Source organism: Micromonospora sp. NPDC049230 (assembly GCF_040647875.1).
In the GTDB taxonomy this organism is placed as follows: Bacteria; Actinomycetota; Actinomycetes; order Mycobacteriales; family Micromonosporaceae; genus Micromonospora.
Map to the genome: position 1 here is coordinate 71427 of NZ_JBEZCZ010000014.1, position 18929 is coordinate 90355.

The following is an 18929-nucleotide window of genomic DNA, read 5'->3' on the forward strand; positions in this document are numbered from 1 at the left end:
GCACGCACTGCCACCCGAGATTGATCACACCGTCCATAGTCTGGGACGTGTAGTCTCGCGCGGTGGATCCGCTACACAAAGACATCTTCGACCGGTTGGAACGCTTCTACGACGCGGTGCCCCGCGACGTCGCCGGTGCGGAGGAGCATGGCGGGCTGGTGCTGTTCGTCCGCGAGGGTGCCGGCTGGCCGTTCTACGCCCGTCCCCGGATCGGCGCCCACGAGCCGCCGTCCCTGGCCGACGTGACCTCGGTACGCGAGCGGCAGCGCGAGCTGGGCCTGCCGGAAGCGTTCGAGTGGGTCCACGAGACGACTCCCGAGCTGCTGGCGGTGGCCCGCTCGGCGGGGCTGAGCGTGCTGGAGGCACCGCTGATGGTGCTCGACCCGACCGCGCTGCCCGACCCGGCGACGCTGTCCGACGTCGCGGTGCGGGTGCTGGCCGCGGACTCCCCCGGCTTCGCCGCCGACGTCGCCGCCCGACGCGCGGTGGCAGCGGTGTCGTTCGCCGCCGCCGGCACCGCACCCGGTGCGGCCGGCCCGGCCGAGCGGGACGCCGCCGTCACCGAACTCGAGTTGGCCGCGCTCGACGAGGAGCGCACCCGGATCGCCGACGGGCGGCGGATCTCCGCGCTCGCCGGCACCCCGACCGACGGCGCGCTGGCCAGTGGCATGGCCATGCGCGTGGACGACGTCGCGGAGATCGCCGGCGTGGCCACCCTGCCGGCCGCCCGCCGACGCGGGCTGGGCGCCGCGCTCACCGCCACCCTCGCCCGCGAGCTACACGCCGCCGGCACCGACCTGATCTTCCTATCCGCGGGCAGCGACGACATCGCCCGCGTCTACCTGCGGGTCGGCTTCCGCCGCATCGGCACCGCCTGCATAGCCGAACCCACCCCCCTGATCCCCTGACCAAAATCCCCGCGCGCCCCACCCACCTCCTTGGTCGATCAAGGACTTGTGGTGCCCGACTGGGACGGGTTTACCACCTTCGTCCACCACCACAACTCCATGATCGACGGGAGGGTGGGGTGGGGGCTCGGGTGGGGTGGGGTGGGGGGGTGGGGGGGTGGGTCAGGCTGGGGGGCGCCACTGGGCGGCGGAGGCGGCGGCGCTGGAGAGCAGGCGGGTGTTGATCGTGCCCAGTGCGGCGTCCCGGGCGCGCAACGCCAGCCGGCCCCGGGTCTGGAGCACCGCCGACATCCGCCGGGTCTGCCGGACCACCGTCGCGGCCCGGGGGCGGCGCACCCGGTCGTACGCCTGGACCGCATCGGGCAGCCGAGCCTCACGCAGCAGGGAGGCGAGCGTGGCGGCGTCCTCGAACGCCAGGCAGGCGCCCTGCCCCAGGTGCGGCGGCATGGCGTGCGCCGCGTCGCCGAGCAGCACCACTCCGCCCGGCCCGACCGGGAACCCGTACGCACGGGGCAGCGGACGTAACTCGCGGACCTCCTGCTGGACCAGGTCGGCCGGGTCGGTGGCGTCGAGCAGCGCGCCAATCGGGGCGGGCCAGCCCGCGTACCAGCGGCGCAGGAGGGCGAGCTGGGTCTCCGGCGGCTCCGGGCGTGGCGCGCCGGCGGCGGTGGCCACCCAGTAGATGCCGCCCCGGGTGGACCCACCCGAGGAACCGCGATCGCCGAGCGACGCGGCCACGAACCGGTAACCGGCACCGAGGATCTCACCGGCCAGCGGTTGGTCGTCGGGCAGCCGAGGTGCCTGGTACCAGGGAATGACGGCCCGCCACGCCGCGCATCCGGAGCTGATCACCCGGGACTCGGGAGCGAGTTGGCGGCGGATGCCGCTGTCCGTGCCGTCGGCGGCGACCACCAGGTCGGCTTCGATGAGGTGTCGTCCGTCGCTGACCGCCGGCCGTTCCCCCGGCTCGACCCGGACGTGGCGCACTGTCACTCCGGTACGCAGCTCAACCCGCTCGCCGAGGCCGGCGATCAGCGCGTCGTGCAGGTCCTCGCGGTGCACCACGACCGGCATCCGGTCGGCCGGGATGGGCCGAGGCTGCACGAGCCAGTGCCCGTCGGGGCGACGGACCCCGCCGTCGGGCAGCGGAGTGGCGATGGCGGCCAGGCCCGCGCCGAGGCCGAGGGCCTGCAACGCGCGGACTCCGTTGGGCCAGAGCACCACGGCGGTCGGCTCGGGGCGGATCCGTTCGGCACGCTCCAACACAGTGACCTGCCAGCCGGAGCGGGCCAGCGCGCCGGCCACCGCGAGGCCACCGACCCCTGCGCCGACCACCACCGCGCTTCGCATTGGTGCGGCCTCCGCTCAGCTGTCCCGGTCGGCGGGCCGTACGCCTGCGGCGTCGGCCCGCTCGGCACTCGATGCCGTCGCATCGTCCGGCGACTCGTCGTCGGTCGACGAGCCGGCGGCGGGTGCCGGGGCACCGAGCGGGTCGCCGCCCGGGCGGGAGTCCTGATCGGTGGCCGGCTCCGGCGGCATGACGCCGGTGTCCTGCCAGGCGGCGTACTGCTCCTCGCTGACCACCCGGTAGCCCTCCGGCGCGGTGACCCGCGCGGGGGTCTCCCGCTCGGAGAGGTCGACCTGGGACAGGTCGGAGGTGGGGGGCGGGGTCGGCCTCGCCGCCGTGCCGAGCGGGATCAGGTAGTCGCGAGGGCCGCGCACCCGGACGAAGTAGATCAACGCGCCGAGGAAGACCAGGGCGGCGGTCCAGACATTGAGTCGGAGGCCGAGGATCTGGTTGGCCTCGTCGGTGCGCATCAGCTCGATCCAGAACCGGCCGACGGTGTAGCCCATCACGTAGAGCGCGAACGCCCGGCCGCGACCCAGCTTCAGCCGGCGGTCGAGGATGAGGACCAGGGCGACGACGCCGAGGTTCCACAGCGCCTCGTAGAGGAACGTCGGCTGGTAGAGGCCCGGTTCGAGGATCGGCTGCCCGGCGTCGTCACGCAGCGCGTGCCCCGGATTATCCGGATCCATCCGGTGGATCTGCAGGCCCCACGGGAGGGTGGTGCGGCCGCCGAACAGCTCGTTGTTGAACCAGTTGCCGACCCGGCCGACCGCCTGGGCCAGCGCCAGCCCGGGTGCCACCGCGTCGGCCACCACCCCGAACGGGATGCCGAGCTGCCGGGCGGCGATGTACGCACCGACCGCGCCACCGGCGACGGCGCCCCAGATGCCGAGACCGCCCTCCCAGATGGCGAACGCCTTCACCGGGTCACCACCGGTGCCGAAATATTTCTCCGGTGAGGTGACGACGTGGTAGATCCGGGCACCGATGATGCCCGCCGGCACCGCCCAGACGGCGATGTCGAGCACCGCGCCGGGCGCGACGCCGCGCTGCCGCAGCCGGCGCTCCGTCACCCAGCAGGCCAGCACGATGCCGGCGATGATGCAGAGCGCGTACGCCCGGATCGGCACCGGCCCGAGTTGCCAGACCGCGGTGCTGGGACTGGGCAGGGCCGCCTGGGGGGAGAGCGAGGCGAGGGTCACGGGTGCACACGCTACCGCTGCACACCCCCGTAGCGGCACCCCGGGCCCACGGGGGGCACGCATTTCGGTGACTTCTGGTTTGCACCGCCGTACGCTCTTTGTCCATGAGCGCGCTCACCTGGGCGGTCGCCGCGGTCGTCACCGACGACACCGGCCGGGTGCTGCTCTGCCGGCAGGGCCGGGGTGAGCGCCGCCACGCGTTACCCGGTGGACGGCTGCGCCCGGCCGAGAGCCCGACGCAGGCGGCCCTGCGCGACATCCGCGCGGAGACCGGCTGGGAGATCGAGCTTGTCGACCTGGTCGGCCTCTATCACCTGACCGGTCCGCCGAGGCAAACCCCGGCCGGACGCGCCGGGCCGCTGCCGGACGTCCTCGTGCACGTGTTTCGAGCCTGCGCTGTCGATGTCCGACCGACCGCCGACCCACTGCCGGGTTGCCGCCTGTCCTGGCACGCACCCGCCGCGCTGCCCGAGGCGGCCACCCCACTCACCCGGGCCGCGGTCAGCGACGCGATCGCCGGCCGCTCCGGCACCCTCCGGCACGTCCTCCGGGCGCCCGACATCCTCGACCCCGCGCCGCCGGTCGCACCACACCCGACCGGGGCAGGCCAGCCGACGGGAACGAACCAGCCCACCGGGGCAGGGCAGCCGGACGCCGACCAGGACGGGCGTCCGGGCGCTGGCCAGCCGCCGGAGCAGCGTGGTGAGGCGTCCACGGACCCGTCCCTCCGGCCCTGACGGAGCACCGGTCCGAGACGGCCACGGCCATCGGTAGTGGATGCCCGCACACGGTGGACCGTGTTCATCGAGCGGCAGGCACCGACGCTCGCGCCGCCCGACAAGCCCCGCCCGACAAGCGGGGTGGCAGCTCAGCGGGTGGGGTTGTGGACGCCCTCGGCCAGCTCGGCGCTGAGGGTGCGCAGGGCCGCCAGCCCGTCGGCCTCGGTGGGCGCGTCGAGCAGGCAGCGGATCAGCGCACTGCCGACGATCACCCCGTCGGCGTAGCCGGCGACGGTGGCGGCCTGCGCACCGGTGCCCACGCCCAGGCCGACGCCCACGGGCAGGTCGGTGACCTCCCGGACCCGGGAGACAAGCGTCGGAGCGGCGTCGGAGGTGCGCGTCCGGGCGCCCGTCACGCCCATGACCGCTGTCGCGTAGACGAAGCCCCGGCAGTGCTGCACGGTCATCGCCAGCCGGGCGTCGGTGGATGACGGCGACACCAGGAACGTGCGGTCCAGCCCGTGCGCGTCCGAGGCGGCCAGCCACTCGGCCGCCTCGTCGGGAATGAGGTCGGGGGTGATCAGACCGGTGCCCCCGGCGGCGGCGAGGTCACGGGCGAACACGTCCACGCCGTACCGCTCGACCGGGTTCCAGTAGGTCATGGTGACCACCGGAGCGCCGGTGGCCGCCACGGCCTCGATGATGCGCAGAGTGTCCGCGGTGCGGACGCCGCCGGCCAGCGCGATGTCACTGGCCTTCTGGATCACCGGCCCGTCCATGACCGGGTCGGAGTAGGGAATCTCCACCTCGATCACGTCGACGCCGGCCTCGACCATGGCGGTCATCGCGGCGATGCTGCCCTCGACGCTCGGGAACCCGGCCGGCATGCAGCCGACCAGCAGTGCCCGTCCGTCGGCGCGGGCCTTGTCGAAGGCCACCCCGATCCGGCTCATCTCACCGCTCCTTGTCGAGGATGCCGAAGTAGTCGCCGGCGGTGTGCACGTCCTTGTCGCCCCGCCCGGACAGGTTGACCACGATGGTCGGCTCCCGGCCCAACTCGGCGGCGAGCTTCGGGGCCAGCGCGACGGTGCCGGCCAGCGCGTGGGCGCTCTCGATCGCCGGGATGATCCCCTCGGTGCGGCAGAGCAGCTCGAACGCGGCCATCGCCTCGTCGTCGGTGACCGGCAGGTAGCTCGCCCGGCCGGTGTCGTGCAGCCAGGCGTGCTCGGGCCCGACGCCCGGGTAGTCCAGGCCGGCGGAGATCGAGTGCGACTCCAGCGTCTGCCCGTCGGCGTCCTGGAGCACGTAGGTGCGGGTGCCGTGCAGCACGCCCGCGGACCCGCCGGTGATGCTCGCCGCGTGCCGACCGGTGGCCACTCCGTCGCCGCCGGCCTCGAAGCCGTACAACCGCACGGCCTCGTCACCGACGAACGCGTGGAAGACGCCCAACGCGTTGGAGCCGCCGCCGACGCAGGCGGTGACCGCGTCCGGCAGTGCGCCGGTGAGGTCGAGGCACTGCTGGCGGGCCTCGTCACCGATGCCCCGGACGAAGTCGCGGACCATCGCCGGGAAGGGGTGCGGACCGGCGGCGGTGCCGATCAGGTAGTGCGTCTCGTCGACGTTGGCCACCCAGTCGCGCATCGCCTCGTTCATCGCGTCCTTGAGGGTGCGTGAACCGTTGGTGACCGGAACGACTGTGGCGCCGAGCATCCGCATCCGGGCCACGTTGAGCGCCTGCCGCTCGGTGTCGACCTGGCCCATGTAGACCACGCACTCCAGGTCGAACAGGGCCGCGGCGGTCGCGGTGGCCACCCCGTGCTGGCCGGCACCGGTCTCGGCGATCACCCGGGTCTTGCCCATCCGTTTGGTGAGCAGCGCCTGGCCGAGCACGTTGCGCACCTTGTGCGCGCCGGTGTGGTTGAGGTCCTCGCGCTTGAGCAACACCCGCGCACCGATCTTCGCGGAGAACCGCCGGGCCTCGTAGAGCAGCGACGGCGTGCCCGCGTAGTCGCGCAGCAGCGCGTCGAACTCGGCCCGGAAGGACTCGTCCGCCATCGCCGTACGCCACGCCCCGTCAAGCTCGTCCAGCGCGGCCACCAGGGCCTCGGGAACGAACCGACCGCCGAAGCGGCCGAAGTGGCCGGCGGAGTCGGGCTGCGGGCCGGCCTGCGGGGCCAGCGCGTCGGCGCTCATCGAAAATCCTCTCGGTGGGGCGGCACTACGGTGCGGGGTCAGCGCACCGGCCGGGGCGTCGCCGGATGGTTGCCGGCGTTGACAAGCTCGGCGACCGCCTCGCGAGGGCTCTTCTGCGTGACCAGGCCCTCGCCCACGAGGACCGCGTCGGCGCCCGCGGAGGCGTACCGGATCAGGTCGTGCGGACCGCGAACGCCGGATTCGGCGATCTTGACAACACTGCTGGGCAGGCCGGGCGCGATCCGCTCGAAAACGGACCTGTCGACCTCCAGGGTACGCAGGTCACGGGCGTTGACCCCGATCACCTGCGCGCCCGCCTCCAGTGCGCGGTCGGCCTCTTCCTCGTCGTGCACCTCGACCAGCGCGGTCATGCCCAGCGACTCGATCCGCTCCAGCAGGCCCATCAGCACGTTCTGCTCCAGCGCGGCGACGATCAGCAGGACCAGGTCGGCACCGTGCGCGCGTGCCTCGTGCACCTGGTAGCTGGAGACCACGAAGTCCTTGCGCAACACCGGCACGCTCACCGCGGCGCGGACGGCCGCCAGGTCGTCGAGTGAGCCGCCGAACCAGCGCCCCTCGGTCAGCACGCTGATCGCCCGCGCCCCACCGGCGGCGTAGTCGACCGCCAGGTCGGCCGGATCGGCGATCTCGGCCAGCCGTCCCTTGGACGGCGACGAGCGCTTCACCTCGGCGATCACGGCCACGCCGGGCTTACGCAGCGCCGCGTACGCGTCCAGTGGCGGCGGTGCCGCCGCGGCCAGTTCACGGATCCGCTCCAGCGGAACCTGCTCCTGGCGTCGGGCGACGTCCTCACGCACGCCAGCCAGAATCTCGTCGAGCACGCTTACGGACGCTGCCTGACCGGCCTCGTCCCCCTCCGCGTGCGCATGCTCAGCAGTCACCAACGGACTCCCCTCTCCGGGCGTCATGGGCCGATGCTAGGGGCAGCCGACCGATGCCGAATGCCGGGGGTATGGCGCTGCTCACGAAAAGGGCTGCGGCATAATGGCCGACTTGCCGTGAACGGTGTGTCACACAGCGCCACCTCCCGTATCGACAATCGCCACGCGGTATGGAGCCTGGCGGCCGCGGTCAGACCGTGCCGTTGCATCGATCATGCCACCAGTTCCCGACCGGCGCCCGACGACAGCGGCGTCGATCGATGTTGTGAGCAAGGTCAAGGCCGAACGGACGGGCCCTGGTCACGGCCGGGGCGGGACAGTTGACCGGGCGGTCACGACGGCGAAACGTCAGCCGGGCAGCATCGTCCTCGGGCAGACTCGATGAGGCGCCTGCCCCGACCGTCGCAACCCCTCGTGCGAGGTGACCATGAGCATGTCCGAGCCGCAAGCGACAATCGGCCTGACGACCATCTCGCGGACTGTGGCGTCGCTCGCCGTCGGGGTGGTGCACACCCTGGAGCGGGCCGTGGTGGGCGAGGGACGGATGCGCACCGCGCGGGGCAACGCGTGGGAGGCGGTCTGCGCCGACCGGGCCCGCGCCGACCAGCGAGCCGAACTGAACCGCCTGGTGGCCGAGCTGACCGCCGCCCGCGCCGCCAGTCACCGACCGCAGCGGGACCGTCAGCCGGTCGGCTGACAACCCCGCCGGCGGTACGAGCCGTCGCGTCAGTCGGCCGTCGGGTCCTCACCCCGATCCAACGCGTCCCACGCCTCGGTGGTCCGCCGGCCGGCCATCGGGGCGGACGGCTCCGGTGCGCCGGCCGGGGCGGACGCGGCCTCCGGAGCGGTCCGTGCCGGCCGCTCGTACCGGGCACCCATCGCCGGCCACCCACCACCGCGCGACGCCGTCCAGAAGCCGCCCACGGCGGCCAGCAGACCACCGAGCAGGCAGAGCGCCGGCCACTGCCGACTCACCGAGCCCTCGACGTCGACCACCAGCCCGTACCAACCGCCGGCCGCCACGGCCAGAGCGAGCGCGCCGAGCAGCGCGCCGAGCACCCGCCGCAGCCGGCCCCGGGTGGCCAGCACCGCGCCACCACCGGCCAGCGTCACCAGGGCCAGCGCCGGCAGCCAGGGCAGCAGCCCGGCGCCGCTGCGGGTGTCGCGTACCGGCGGCAACGGCGCCGGACGCACTGTCAGCTCCACCGACCAGATTCGCGTCGCGGCCCACAGCGCCAGGCCCGCGCCGACCAGACAGAGCACCACGGCGTACGTCAACTCGCGCCGGCCCCCGGCGGACCGCTCGGCGGCACTCACCGGACCGGCCTTCCGTTCGCGCCTGCGGGGCTCCGCTGCGCCGCACCCCTCGCGCTCACCGGTGCCGGCCTTCCGTTCGCGACTGCGGGGCTCCGCTGCGCCGCACTCCTCGCGCTCACCGGGCGGGCCGCAGTGTCTCGGCGGCCGCGATCGCCGCCAGCACCGCGGCGGCCTTGTTCCGCGTCTCCTGGTCCTCGGCGGCCGGGTCCGAGTCGGCCACCACCCCGGCCCCTGCCTGCACGTAGGCGCGGCCGTCGCGGATGAGCGCGGTCCGGATGGCGATCGCCATGTCCAGGTCGCCGCCGAAGCCGAAGTAGCCCACAGTGCCGCCGTAGAGGCCACGGCGCACCGGCTCCAACTCCTCGATGATCTCCATGGCGCGCACCTTCGGCGCACCGGAGAGCGTGCCGGCCGGGAACGTCGCGGCGAGCGCGTCGAACGCGCTCTGGTCGTCGCGCAGCGTGCCGGTGACTGTGGAGACGATGTGCATGACGTGGCTGTACCGCTCGATGGTGGCGAACTCGGGCACCTCGACGCTGCCGGGCTGACAGACCCGGCCCAGGTCGTTGCGGCCGAGGTCGACGAGCATCACGTGCTCGGCGCGTTCCTTCGGGTCGGCGAGCAGCTCCGCGGCGAGCACGGCGTCGGCGGCGGGGGTGCCGCCGCGCGGCCGGGTGCCGGCGATCGGGTGCAGCAACGCCCGACGCCGCCCGTCCGCGCCGCCGGTCACCTTCAGGTGCGCCTCCGGGGACGAGCCGACGATGTCGAACCCGTCGAAGCGCAGCAGGTACATGTACGGGCTGGGGTTGCTGGTGCGCAGCACCCGGTAGACGTCCAGTGGGTCGGCGTGCGTCGACAGTTCGAAGCGCTGGGAGAGCACGATCTGGAAGCACTCCCCGGCCCGGATCGCCTCCTTGGCGGCCTCCACCGCCTTCGGGTAGCCGCCGTCGGGCGTACGGCAGAGCACCTCACCGGCCGGCGGACGCTCGACGGTGGAGATCATCGGCGGGATGGGCCGGGACAGCGCGGTGGTCATCGCGTCCAGTCGGCCCACCGCGTGGTGGTACGCGGCGGCGACCTGCGGGGCGCGGTCCGGGGCGTCCAGCGGCGGCAGCACCGCGTTGGCGACAAGGATCGCCGAGCCGTCGTAGTGGTCGAGTACCACCAGGTCGGTGGCGAGCATCATGCCCAGCTCCGGCACACCGAGGTCGTCCTCGGTCAGCTCGGGCAGCCGCTCGAAGCGGCGGACCAGGTCGTAGCCGAGATAGCCGACCATGCCCCCGGTCAGCGGCGGCAACCCGTCGGACGGGTCCCCCACCGGGCCGGCGAGCGCCGCCACCGTCTCCCGCAGCACCCGCACCGGGTCACCCTCGGTGGGCAACCCCGCCGGCGGCTGGCCGAGCCAGGTCGCCACGCCGTCGCGTTCGACGAGTGTCGCGCTGCTGCGTACGCCGATGAACGAGTACCGCGACCAGGCCAGGCCGGCCGAGCCGACGCCCTGCTCGGCCGATTCGAGCAGGAACGTGCCCGGCCCACCGGCCAGCTTCCGGTAGACCCCGACCGGGGTTTCCGCGTCGGCCAGGAGCCGTCGGGTGACCGGCACCACCCGCCAGCCGGCGGCCAGCTCGCCGAAGGTGGTCAGGTCGGGGCTGACGGTGCCGTCGGTCATGGCTGGGTCTGCCTTTCGTTCGCGACTGCGGGGCTGCGCCGCACTGCGCTGCGAGCGCTCACCGTGCCTCCGGGGCGGTGACGGGCAACTCGGTGAAGAAGCACGTCCGGTGCCCGGTGTGGCAGGCGGCGCCGACCTGGTCCACGCTGACCAGCAGAGCGTCGCCGTCGCAGTCCAGCGCGACCGAGCGGACGTACTGGTGGTGCCCGGAGGTGGCCCCCTTGACCCAGTATTCTCGTCGGCTGCGCGACCAGTAGGTGGCCCGGCCGGTGGTGAGGGTGCGGTGCAGCGCCTCGTCGTCCATCCAGGCGACCATCAGCACCTCGCCGGAGTCGTGCGCGCGGACCACCGCGGCGACCAGACCATCGGCGGTGCGACGCAGCCGGGCCGCGATGGCCGCGTCGAGTCGGGACGGGCGAGCCGGCGCGGCGCTCACCGGGTCGCTCGGATCGCTGGGGACGCCGGTCGCCGGCGAGTCAGGTACGGACACAGTGACCAAGTCTCCCGCACGGGGCGCGGGTACCGGCGACCGCTCCCGGTCAGGCTGCGGCGCGGGCCCGTCGGGCCGGGCCAGCTGGGCCACGTACCGCTCCAGCCGGCCGTCGACCAGGGCGGCGGCCAGGTCCGCGCCGGCCACCTCGGCGATCTCCTCGGCGTACGGCCGGATCAACGGCAGGGTGCCGGCGACCAGCCGTACGGCGGCGGCCCAGAGCTGGCCGGTCGTACCCGGACGGAGCCCGAGGCAGAGCAGCATGTCCGCCCGGTAACCGGGTGGGGCCACCGGCAGCTCCAGGGCCGCCGCGAAGGCCGCCCGTCGGGAGTGGACCCGCACCGACGGATTGGCCGGGCGCAGCACCGATGGGCAGAGTCGGGCCAGGTCGGCGACGGCGAGCCGGACCCCGAGGCGGTCGTGGGCCGACCGTGCCGCCGCCGCCTTACCCAGCGTGGCGATCAGCTCTTCGAGTCGGGGTGGCTCGGCGGGCTGGCAGAGCACCGGCAGGTCGATCCGGGGCCGCCAGTGCGGGTCGGCCCAGAGCAGCCGCGCCGGCGCGGTGACCGGCAGCCCGAACGCCCAGTCGGCCGGTTCGCCGAGCCGGTGCACCCAGGAGCGGACGTCGCGGGCGGCCACCGAGACGTGGGTGACCCGGCCCGCCGATTCGGCCAGGTACGCCCGTCGCTCGGCGTACGGCGCGCCGCCGACCAACACGTCGAGGTCGACGTCACTGTGCGCGGTGGCGGCGCGGCGGGCGTGGCTGCCGCGCAGCAGGATGCCGACGACCGGCCGCTCGACGGTCTGCCGCAACCGTGCGGCCCAGTCCTCAAGAAAACCGCTATCCGGTAACGGAGCGTGACCCACGGCGCCATCGTGCCGTACGCCCCATCGGTACGCAATGCCCGTTGGCGGACTCCGTGTCCGGTCCGAAGCCTACTGCCCGTTCTCGCGCTCCGCGCGGGACCGGCAACCCCTCGCCGTTTAGCCCGTTGCACCGGAAGCAGTATTTCATCTAGCGTTGAGTTCAACAGGTGATGAGTTTCTTTCGGAGGTGTGCGATGGACGACGCGATAGCCGTCCGCGACCTGGTCGTGGACCGGGGCGGGCGGCGCGTGCTGGACCGCATCAGCTGCCGCGTCCCGCGCGGTGCCGTGACGGGGCTGCTCGGCCCCAGCGGCAGCGGCAAGACCACGTTCATGCGTGCCGTGGTCGGGGTGCAGGTGGTCAGCGGCGGGACGGTCACCGTGCTTGGTCGCCCGGCGGGCGCCCCGGCGCTGCGGCACCAGGTGGGCTACCTGACCCAGGCGCCGAGCGTCTACGCCGACCTGACCGTCCGGGAAAACGCCCGCTACTTCGCGGCCCTCTACGGGCGAGGGCGGGTCGAGGCCGACCGGGCGATCAGCGATGTCGGGCTGGCCGAGGCGGCCGGCCAACTGGTCGCCACCCTCTCCGGCGGTCAACGCAGCCGAGCCTCGCTGGCCTGCGCCCTGGTCGGCGAGCCGGAGCTGGTCATCCTGGACGAGCCGACCGTCGGTCAGGATCCGGTGCTGCGGGCCGACCTGTGGGCCCGGTTCCACGCGATGGCCGCCGCGGGCACCACCCTGCTGGTGTCCAGCCACGTGATGGACGAGGCGGCCCGCTGCGACCGGCTGCTGCTGATCCGCCAGGGGCGGCTGATCGCCGACGACAGCCCGGCCGCCATCCGCGCCACCGCCGGGGTGGACGACCTCGACGAGGCGTTCCTGCGCCTCATCCGGGCCGGCGAGACGACCAGCAGCGGGCAGGAGGCCTCGTGAACGCCCGGATCCTGGCGGCCACCACCGGCCGCATCCTGCGCCAGCTCCGGCACGACCGGCGCACCATCGCGCTGCTCGTGGTGGTGCCGGCCGCCCTGCTCACCCTCATCTACTTCATGTACGCCGACCAGCCGACCCCACCCGGGCAGCCCCGGACGTTCGACCGGATCGCGCTGGTGCTGCTGGGCATCTTCCCCTTCGTGATCATGTTCCTGGTGACCAGCATCGCGATGCTGCGCGAGCGCACCTCCGGCACCCTGGAACGCCTGCTGACCACGCCACTGGGCAAGCTCGACCTGCTCTTCGGGTACGGCATCGCGTTCGGCCTGGCCGCCGCCGCGCAGGCGGCGGTCGCCGCCGGTGTGGCGTACTGGATCTTCGGTCTGGACACCGCCGGCAGCATCGGGCTCGTGATCGGGATCGCGGTCGTCGACGCCGTGCTCGGCGTCGCCCTCGGGCTGCTGTGCAGCGCCTTCGCCCGCACCGAGTTCCAGGCAGTACAGTTCCTGCCAGTCGTGGTGGTCCCCCAACTGCTGCTCTGCGGGCTGTTCGTGGCCCGCGACGAGATGGCCGGTTGGCTCCAGGCGCTCAGTGACGCCTTCCCCCTGTCGTACGCCATCGAGGCGTTGCAGGAGGTCGGCGCCCACGCCGAGCCGACCGGCACAATGTGGCGGGACGCGGCGGTGGTGCTCGGCGCGGTGGTGTTGGCGCTGGTGCTCGCGGCGGCAACCCTGCGCCGGCGCAGCGGCTGACAGCCCCGCGGCGGCGTGGCGGTGACGCGCAGCGGCCGGCCACCGGCGGGTCGCTGCGCCCGCACGTGTGGCGTGGCGGTTGGCCCACCCGGGGCCCTGCGACGGCGGCGCTGCGCGGGGCGGGGACGAGCGGCCCACGGCGGGCCCAGGTGGACGAACGAGGGGCGGCGATGACGCGGCGAACCGGCCGGCGGCCCGGCAACCCGGGCACCCGGGAGGCGATTCTCGACGCGGCGCGGACGGCGTTCGCCGAACGTGGCTTCGACGCCGCCTCGATCCGGGCCATCGCCGGCGCGGCGGAGGTGGACCCGGCGCTGGTGCACCACTACTTCGGCAGCAAGGACCAGCTCTTCCGGGCCGCGATGGACTTCCCCTTCGACCCCGGTCAGCTGGTGCCGAAGGTGCTCACCGGCGACCGGGACGGCACAGGGGAGCGGATGGTGCGCATCTTCCTCGGCGTCTGGGACTCCCCGACCGGCGGCGCCGCGCAGGCACTGCTGCGCTCCGCGGTGAGCAACGAGTGGACCGCCCGACTGCTGCGCGAGTTCGTCACCACCCAGGTGCTGCGCCGGGTGCTGGAAAACCTCGACGTCGACCCGGCCGAGCTGCCACTGCGCGGCTCCCTGGTGGCCACCCAGATGATCGGCCTGGCCATGATGCGGCACGTGGTACGCCTTGAGCCGGTCGCCTCGGCAGACCCGGAAACCCTGGTGGCCGCGATCGGCCCCACGATCCAGCGTTACCTCACCGGCCCCCTGCCAACCTGACCCCGCGCCCACGCCGATCTTGCGCTTTCTGCCCCGGCCAAAGGGGCATAGGGCGCGCACAGGCGACAGAAAGTGCAAGACCGGCGCAGGGCTCGGGACGGGGTACGGCGCAGCGACGCGGCGCGAGGCGGCGCGGTGAGGGCCCGGCGGGGGTGGTTAGCGCGGGGGGTGGGTGTTGGCCGTGAGGTGCAGGGGTGGCAGCAGGTGCGGCAGGTCGGCTGGGTCGGTTATCGGGCCGGGGAACGCCAACCGGATCCGGCGTCGGGCGCCGGGGCGGCCGAGGGTGACCACCAGGCCGTAGCGGTCGATGCGTACCACCCGGGGTGGCCCGTCGGCGCTCTGGTCGGTCAGGCCGAGCTGCCGGCACAGGTATTCGGTCACCTGGGCACCGCCGCGCTCGGCGAGGTCGGCCAGCAGGCGTGCCTCGACCGGGTGCACCGGGTCCGGTTCTGCCTCCGCGTACTCCAGCGGGTCGACCCGGTGCACGACGCCGGCCCGCTCCCAGCGGACCTCGATCACCTCGAAGCGGAACAGCCGGAACCGGGTGCCCAGGTCGAGCAGGTCGCCGGTCGGTTCCACCGCCGCGAAGTCGAGCGCCGCCTGGCGGGCCTCGTCGCCGTGTAGCTCGGCCGCCCAGCCGGAGACCCAGGCCCGGCCCAGACCTGGCGCACCGGCCGCGGGCGGCAGGTCGAGCACGTCGAGCACCACCGCGATGTCGCTGGCCCCGGGGACCGGCTGTAGGGCGGCGGCCAGGTGGCTGGCCACCGGCACCAGCAGCAGCACCCGCCCGTCCGGGTCGGTCACGTGCCGGGCGTGGTGCGGGCCCGGCCGGTGCGCGAGATGGACGAGGCCGGGCAGGCGACCGGCGACGAGGGTACGGACGATCTCGGCGGGGTTGGGCCGCATGGGCGCGACCTCCTTCGAAGGTTAGGCTTACCTAAGCCGGAGCCTAGAGCACTCGACCGTCGACGTCCACCGCACCGGTGCACCTCGTTACCGGGTCTGTTCCAGCCAGGAGGCGTAGAGCAGGCCGTAGACCGAGTCGGCGTCACGGACCAGCTCGTCGTGCGGGCCGCGCTGCACCACCCGACCCCGGTCCACCACGATCACCTCGTCGGCGGCCTGCGCCGTGGAGAGCCGGTGCGCGATCGCGAGGGTCGTCCGCCCCCTGGTGACCGCGTCCAGGGTGCGTTGCAGGCGCACCTCGGTCGCCGGGTCCACCGCGCTCGTCGCCTCGTCCAGCACCAGCAGATCGGGATCGGCCACGTACGCGCGGGCCAGTGCGACAAGCTGGCGCTCACCGACGCTGAGCGCCTCGCCGCGCTCCCCGACCGGCGTGTCCAGACCCGCCGGCAGACCCTCCAACCAGTCCGACAGGCCCAACTCGGTGAAGGCCAGGCTCAGCTCCTCGTCGGTCAGCTCCGGCCGGGCGAACCGGACGTTGTCCCCCACCGTCGCGTCGAAGAGGAACCCGTCCTGCGGCACCATCACCACCCGGGAGCGCAGCGAGTCGAACCGCACCTCGGACAGCGGCACCCCGGACAACAGCACCGACCCGACCGACGGGTCCATCAGACGGGTCAGCAACTTGGCGAAGGTGGTCTTGCCGCTGCCGGTCTCACCGACCACCGCCACCCGGCTCTTCGCCGCGATCTCCAGGTCGATGTCGTGCAACACCGGCGGGCCACCCGGATAGGCGAACCGCACACCCGCGAACCGGACGTCCAGCGGCCCAGCCGGCAGCTTCCGCCCCTGCTCCCCCGGGTCTGCCACATCGGGGGCGACGTCCAGCACATCAAGCACCCGACGCCAGCCGGCGATCGCGTTCTGCGCCTCGTTGAGCACCTCGGTGGCGATCTGGACCGGCTGGATGAAGAGCGTCACCAGGAAGAGGAACGCGGTCAATTGGCCGATCGACAGCGTGCCGTCCACGCCCAGCGTCACGCCGAGCACCACCACACCGGCCAGTGCCAGCCCGGCGGCCAACTCGCCGACCGAGCTGCCCACGATGCTGATCCGGATCGCCCGCTGCTGCGCCAGACGCTGCGCGTCGATCGCCTCGTCCAACCGCCGCTCGGTGCGCCCCGCGATCCCGTACGCCCGGATCACCGGTGCGCCCACCACGCTCTCGCCGATCGTGCCGAGCAGCGTGCCGGTGCGCTGGCGCACCGTCGCGTACGCCGAGCCCAGCCGGCGTTGCAACTGCCGGATGACGAACACCGCCGGCAGGAACGCCGCCAACACCACGAGGGTCAACTGCCAGGAGTACGCGAGCATGACGGCGGTGGTGACCACCAGCTGACCGAGGTTGACGAGCAGGATCACCCCGCCCCACTGGAGGAACTGGGTGATCTGGTCGACGTCGCTGGTGACCCGCGAGACCAGCGAGCCCCGCCGCTCGGACTGCTGGTGCAGCATCGACAGGTCGTGCACGTGCCGGAACGCCCGGGTCCGTACGTTGGCCAGGGCCGTCTCGCTGACCGTGAAGAGCCGGCGCATCATCAGGTAACCGCAGACCGTCGTGATCGCCAGGATCCCGGCGGTGACCGCCACCACCGTCCAGACCACGTCCAGGTTCAGACCGCCGACGAGACCGCGGTCGATGCCCTGCTGCACGGCCACCGGCACGGCCACCCGACCGACCATGTAGACCAACGCCAGGGCCAGGGTGCCGGCCAGGCCGGTCCGCAGCTCCGGCGACAGCGCCAGACCTCGGCGCAGGGTCTGCCAGGTCGTCTCCTCCCGCTTGTCCCCGTCCGCCGTCGTCGTCACCGGATCCCGCCTCTCACCCGCGACCGCGGGGCTCCGCTTCGCCGCACTCCTCGCGTTCACCGGTCCCGCCTTCCGTTCACGACTGCGGGGCTCCGCTTCGCCGCACTCCTCGCGTTCACCGGTCCCGCCTTCCTCACCGGTCCACCTCGATCTCCAGGCCCGAGGGCAGCGGGGCGACCTCGTCGCCGTACGCGCTCTCCTGCGCCCGCTCGGCCTCCGCCTGCTCGTAGGCGGTGACCAGGTCGACGTAGCCGGGCACCGTGGCCAACAACTCGCTGTGCGTGCCCCGGGCGATCACCCGACCCTGCTCCACGTAGATGACCTCGTCGGCGAGCGCGATGGTGGCCCGGCGGTACGCCACCACCAGGATCGACGCGGCCGGCGCACCCGGCTGGGCCGTCGACGGGCGCAACCCGGCCAGGATGGCCGCCTCGACCCGGGGGTCGACGGCGCTTGTCGCGTCGTCGAGCACCAGCAGGCGCGGCCGGCCGGCCAGCGCGCGGGCCAGGGTGAGCCGCTGGCGCTGCCCACCGGAGAGCGAGGTGCCCCGCTCGCCGACCATGGTGTCCAGACCGTCGGGCAGCGCGGCGACGAACCCGTCCGCCTCGGCCAGCCGCAGCGCCGCCCACACCGCCTCGTCGTCGATGCCCGACCGGTCCAGGGCGATGTTCGCGCGGACCGTGTCGTCGAAGACGAACGGCACCTGGGCGACAAGCGCCACAGTGCCGGCCAGCGAGGCGGCGGTCAGCTCGCGCACGTCGACCCCGTCCACGGCGACGGTGCCGGAGTCCGGGTCGACGAGGCGTACCGCCAGCGAGGCGATCGTCGACTTGCCGGCGCCGGTGGGCCCGACCAGGGCCACCGTCCGGCCCGCCGGCACTGTGAAACCGACCTCGCCGAGGACCTGCGCGCCGGCTTGGTGCGCCTCGGCCGGCGGGTAGGAGAAGTGCACGTCGCGGAAGGTGAGGGTGGCCGGCCCGGAGCTGGTCTGGTCGAGGACGCGCTGCCCGTACGGCATCTCGCCGGTGGCGTCGAGCACCCGGCGGACGCGGTCCCAGCCGGCGACGCTGCGCGGCAACTCCGCCAGGACCCACCCGATGGCCCGGACCGGAAAGGCCAGCACGGTGAAGAGGAACGCCACGCTGACCAGCTCGGTCACGCTGATGGCACCCTGGCGCAGCCGGAACGCCCCGACCACCAGCACGGCGAGGGTGCCGAGGCTGGGCAGCGTCTCCAGCAGCGGGTCGAAGACGCCGCGCAGCCGACCGACGGCGATCAGCGAGTCGCGCAGCTCGCCGGCGCGGCCCGCGAACCGGGCGGTCTCCTGGGCCTCGCGGCCCATCGTCTTGACCACCAGGGCACCGTCGAAGCTCTCGTGGGCGATGCCGCTGACCTCGGCGCGCAGCCGCTGCGCCCGAGCCTGGCGGGGTGCCATCCGGCGGGAGTAGACGACGTTGAGCGCGAACAGCGCGGGGAAGACCGCGAGGCCGACGAGGGCGAGCGCCCAGTCGGTGGCGAAGAGCGAGACGATCGCGCCGACAAGCATCACCAACGTGCCGACGGCGAAGGGCAGCGGCGCGATCGGGTACCAGGCCGCCTCCACGTCGGAGTTGGCGTTGGACAGCAGGGTGCCTGTCGAGTTGCGGTGGTGCCAGGACAGCGGCAGCTCCAGGTAGCGGCGGGTGACCCGGCGGCGGTAGGAGGCCTGGAGGCGATACTGCATGTAGCCGGCGCCGAGCCGACGCCCGAAGATGCCCGCCACCCGCAGCACGCTGATCCCGAACAACGCGGCCGCCGCCAGCGCCAGGGTGCCGGCGCCCACCTCGCCGCGCTCGATGGCCGGCAGCGCCACCTCGCCGATGACGGTCCCGACGACCCGGGCGCTGACGATGATCATCCCGCCGAACAGCACGCTGCCGACGACCGCGATCGTGAAGATCCGGGGCTGCTCGCGGATCGCCTGCCGCAGGACTCCCAGCCCTCGGCCGAGCACGTCCCGACTTGTCTTGCTCGCCACGCTCTCCCCCGCCGTAAGCCGCAATTATCTCCCTCATCCTTACCGGTCCGGGCCAGCACCGCCGACCCGGTCGG

General features: G+C 73.6%; 17 protein-coding genes and 1 pseudogene. 6 read left to right on the top strand and 12 right to left on the bottom strand.

Annotated features, from left to right (window positions below):
• Positions 1 to 62: 62 nt before the first annotated feature.
• Complete coding sequence (locus tag AB0A95_RS14860; RefSeq protein WP_357556275.1) at positions 63 to 908, top strand: GNAT family N-acetyltransferase; 846 nt, start codon at positions 63 to 65, stop codon at positions 906 to 908.
• A 162-nt stretch (positions 909 to 1070) separates the two neighbouring features.
• Here the strand turns inward: AB0A95_RS14860 and AB0A95_RS14865 are convergent, their stop codons facing one another.
• Positions 1071 to 2258, bottom strand: a complete 1188-nt coding sequence (locus AB0A95_RS14865) for an NAD(P)/FAD-dependent oxidoreductase (protein ID WP_357069638.1) — start codon at positions 2256 to 2258, stop codon at positions 1071 to 1073.
• Between the two features lie 15 nt (positions 2259 to 2273).
• Positions 2274 to 3458: a prolipoprotein diacylglyceryl transferase gene (gene lgt / locus AB0A95_RS14870; RefSeq protein WP_357556276.1), complete on the bottom strand. Its 1185-nt coding sequence runs from the start codon at positions 3456 to 3458 to the stop codon at positions 2274 to 2276.
• Between the two features lie 104 nt (positions 3459 to 3562).
• Here lgt and AB0A95_RS14875 point away from each other — a divergent pair, with 104 nt between their 5' ends.
• Entirely contained in the window at positions 3563 to 4195 is a 633-nt protein-coding gene (locus AB0A95_RS14875) for an NUDIX hydrolase (protein ID WP_357556277.1), read from the top strand.
• 131 nt (positions 4196 to 4326) lie between these two features.
• Here the strand turns inward: AB0A95_RS14875 and trpA are convergent, their stop codons facing one another.
• Genes trpA through trpC form a run of 3 tightly spaced genes read right to left on the bottom strand, consistent with a single transcriptional unit; the run spans position 4327 to position 7212 of the window.
• A complete protein-coding gene (gene trpA, locus AB0A95_RS14880; RefSeq protein WP_357556278.1) occupies positions 4327 to 5130 on the bottom strand; it encodes a tryptophan synthase subunit alpha in 804 nt (267 codons plus the stop codon).
• Position 5131: 1 nt separating this feature from the next.
• The gene (gene trpB, locus AB0A95_RS14885) at positions 5132 to 6370 is read right to left on the bottom strand and encodes a tryptophan synthase subunit beta (protein WP_357556279.1); all 1239 of its coding nucleotides are present in this window, start codon (positions 6368 to 6370) and stop codon (positions 5132 to 5134) included.
• A 38-nt stretch (positions 6371 to 6408) separates the two neighbouring features.
• A complete protein-coding gene (trpC, locus tag AB0A95_RS14890; protein WP_355032734.1) occupies positions 6409 to 7212 on the bottom strand; it encodes an indole-3-glycerol phosphate synthase TrpC in 804 nt (267 codons plus the stop codon).
• A gap of 487 nt (positions 7213 to 7699) precedes the next feature.
• On the opposite strand from trpC, the gene AB0A95_RS14895 reads away from it, so the two are divergent.
• Positions 7700 to 7969, top strand: coding sequence for a hypothetical protein (locus AB0A95_RS14895; protein ID WP_357556280.1), 270 nt, complete (start codon positions 7700 to 7702; stop codon positions 7967 to 7969).
• Positions 7970 to 7998: 29 nt separating this feature from the next.
• Here AB0A95_RS14895 and AB0A95_RS14900 read toward each other — a convergent pair whose 3' ends face one another.
• The 4 genes and pseudogenes from AB0A95_RS14900 to AB0A95_RS14915 all read right to left on the bottom strand — a co-directional run.
• Positions 7999 to 8589, bottom strand: a complete 591-nt coding sequence (locus tag AB0A95_RS14900) for a Trp biosynthesis-associated membrane protein (RefSeq protein ID WP_357556281.1) — start codon at positions 8587 to 8589, stop codon at positions 7999 to 8001.
• Positions 8590 to 8704: 115 nt separating this feature from the next.
• Positions 8705 to 10258 (bottom strand): anthranilate synthase component I, encoded by a 1554-nt coding sequence (locus AB0A95_RS14905; RefSeq protein WP_357556282.1) that lies wholly within the window; start codon positions 10256 to 10258, stop codon positions 8705 to 8707.
• 58 nt (positions 10259 to 10316) lie between these two features.
• The gene (gene hisI / locus AB0A95_RS14910) at positions 10317 to 10748 is read right to left on the bottom strand and encodes a phosphoribosyl-AMP cyclohydrolase (protein ID WP_357556336.1); all 432 of its coding nucleotides are present in this window, start codon (positions 10746 to 10748) and stop codon (positions 10317 to 10319) included.
• A gap of 180 nt (positions 10749 to 10928) precedes the next feature.
• Positions 10929 to 11615 (bottom strand): annotated as a pseudogene (locus tag AB0A95_RS14915) (phosphoribosyl-AMP cyclohydrolase); the annotation flags it as partial.
• 194 nt (positions 11616 to 11809) lie between these two features.
• Between AB0A95_RS14915 and AB0A95_RS14920 the strand changes: the two are divergent.
• The 3 genes from AB0A95_RS14920 to AB0A95_RS14930 all read left to right on the top strand — a co-directional run bounded on the left by AB0A95_RS14920 (position 11810) and on the right by AB0A95_RS14930 (position 14066).
• A complete protein-coding gene (locus tag AB0A95_RS14920; protein WP_357556283.1) occupies positions 11810 to 12547 on the top strand; it encodes an ABC transporter ATP-binding protein in 738 nt (245 codons plus the stop codon).
• Positions 12544 to 13299, top strand: coding sequence for an ABC transporter permease (locus AB0A95_RS14925; RefSeq protein WP_357556284.1), 756 nt, complete (start codon positions 12544 to 12546; stop codon positions 13297 to 13299). The genes AB0A95_RS14920 and AB0A95_RS14925 overlap by 4 nt, the downstream gene beginning before the upstream one ends.
• A 170-nt stretch (positions 13300 to 13469) precedes the next feature.
• Positions 13470 to 14066 carry a TetR family transcriptional regulator gene (locus AB0A95_RS14930; RefSeq protein WP_357556285.1) on the top strand — a complete coding sequence of 199 codons (597 nt, stop codon included), beginning with the start codon at positions 13470 to 13472 and terminating at the stop codon, positions 14064 to 14066.
• Positions 14067 to 14222: 156 nt separating this feature from the next.
• Here AB0A95_RS14930 and AB0A95_RS14935 read toward each other — a convergent pair whose 3' ends face one another.
• The 3 genes from AB0A95_RS14935 to AB0A95_RS14945 form a co-directional block, all read right to left on the bottom strand.
• Positions 14223 to 14972 (bottom strand): DUF2470 domain-containing protein, encoded by a 750-nt coding sequence (locus AB0A95_RS14935; protein WP_357556286.1) that lies wholly within the window; start codon positions 14970 to 14972, stop codon positions 14223 to 14225.
• Between the two features lie 87 nt (positions 14973 to 15059).
• Positions 15060 to 16838, bottom strand: a complete 1779-nt coding sequence (locus AB0A95_RS14940; protein ID WP_357556287.1) for an ABC transporter ATP-binding protein — start codon at positions 16836 to 16838, stop codon at positions 15060 to 15062.
• Positions 16839 to 16971: 133 nt separating this feature from the next.
• A complete protein-coding gene (locus AB0A95_RS14945; protein ID WP_357556288.1) occupies positions 16972 to 18855 on the bottom strand; it encodes an ABC transporter ATP-binding protein in 1884 nt (627 codons plus the stop codon).
• Positions 18856 to 18929 lie beyond the last annotated feature (74 nt).

What these genes read in the sequence shown, in the direction of transcription:
- AB0A95_RS14905 (WP_357556282.1), bottom strand. Translation starts at nt 10,258, where the DNA reads ATGACCGACGGCACCGTCAGCCCCGACCTGACCACCTTCGGCGAGCTG.
- AB0A95_RS14930 (WP_357556285.1), top strand. Translation starts at nt 13,470, where the DNA reads ATGACGCGGCGAACCGGCCGGCGGCCCGGCAACCCGGGCACCCGGGAG.
- AB0A95_RS14865 (WP_357069638.1), bottom strand. Translation starts at nt 2,258, where the DNA reads ATGCGAAGCGCGGTGGTGGTCGGCGCAGGGGTCGGTGGCCTCGCGGTG.
- AB0A95_RS14875 (WP_357556277.1), top strand. Translation starts at nt 3,563, where the DNA reads ATGAGCGCGCTCACCTGGGCGGTCGCCGCGGTCGTCACCGACGACACC.
- AB0A95_RS14920 (WP_357556283.1), top strand. Translation starts at nt 11,810, where the DNA reads ATGGACGACGCGATAGCCGTCCGCGACCTGGTCGTGGACCGGGGCGGG.
- trpB (WP_357556279.1), bottom strand. Translation starts at nt 6,370, where the DNA reads ATGAGCGCCGACGCGCTGGCCCCGCAGGCCGGCCCGCAGCCCGACTCC.
- trpA (WP_357556278.1), bottom strand. Translation starts at nt 5,130, where the DNA reads ATGAGCCGGATCGGGGTGGCCTTCGACAAGGCCCGCGCCGACGGACGG.
- AB0A95_RS14935 (WP_357556286.1), bottom strand. Translation starts at nt 14,972, where the DNA reads ATGCGGCCCAACCCCGCCGAGATCGTCCGTACCCTCGTCGCCGGTCGC.
- AB0A95_RS14895 (WP_357556280.1), top strand. Translation starts at nt 7,700, where the DNA reads ATGAGCATGTCCGAGCCGCAAGCGACAATCGGCCTGACGACCATCTCG.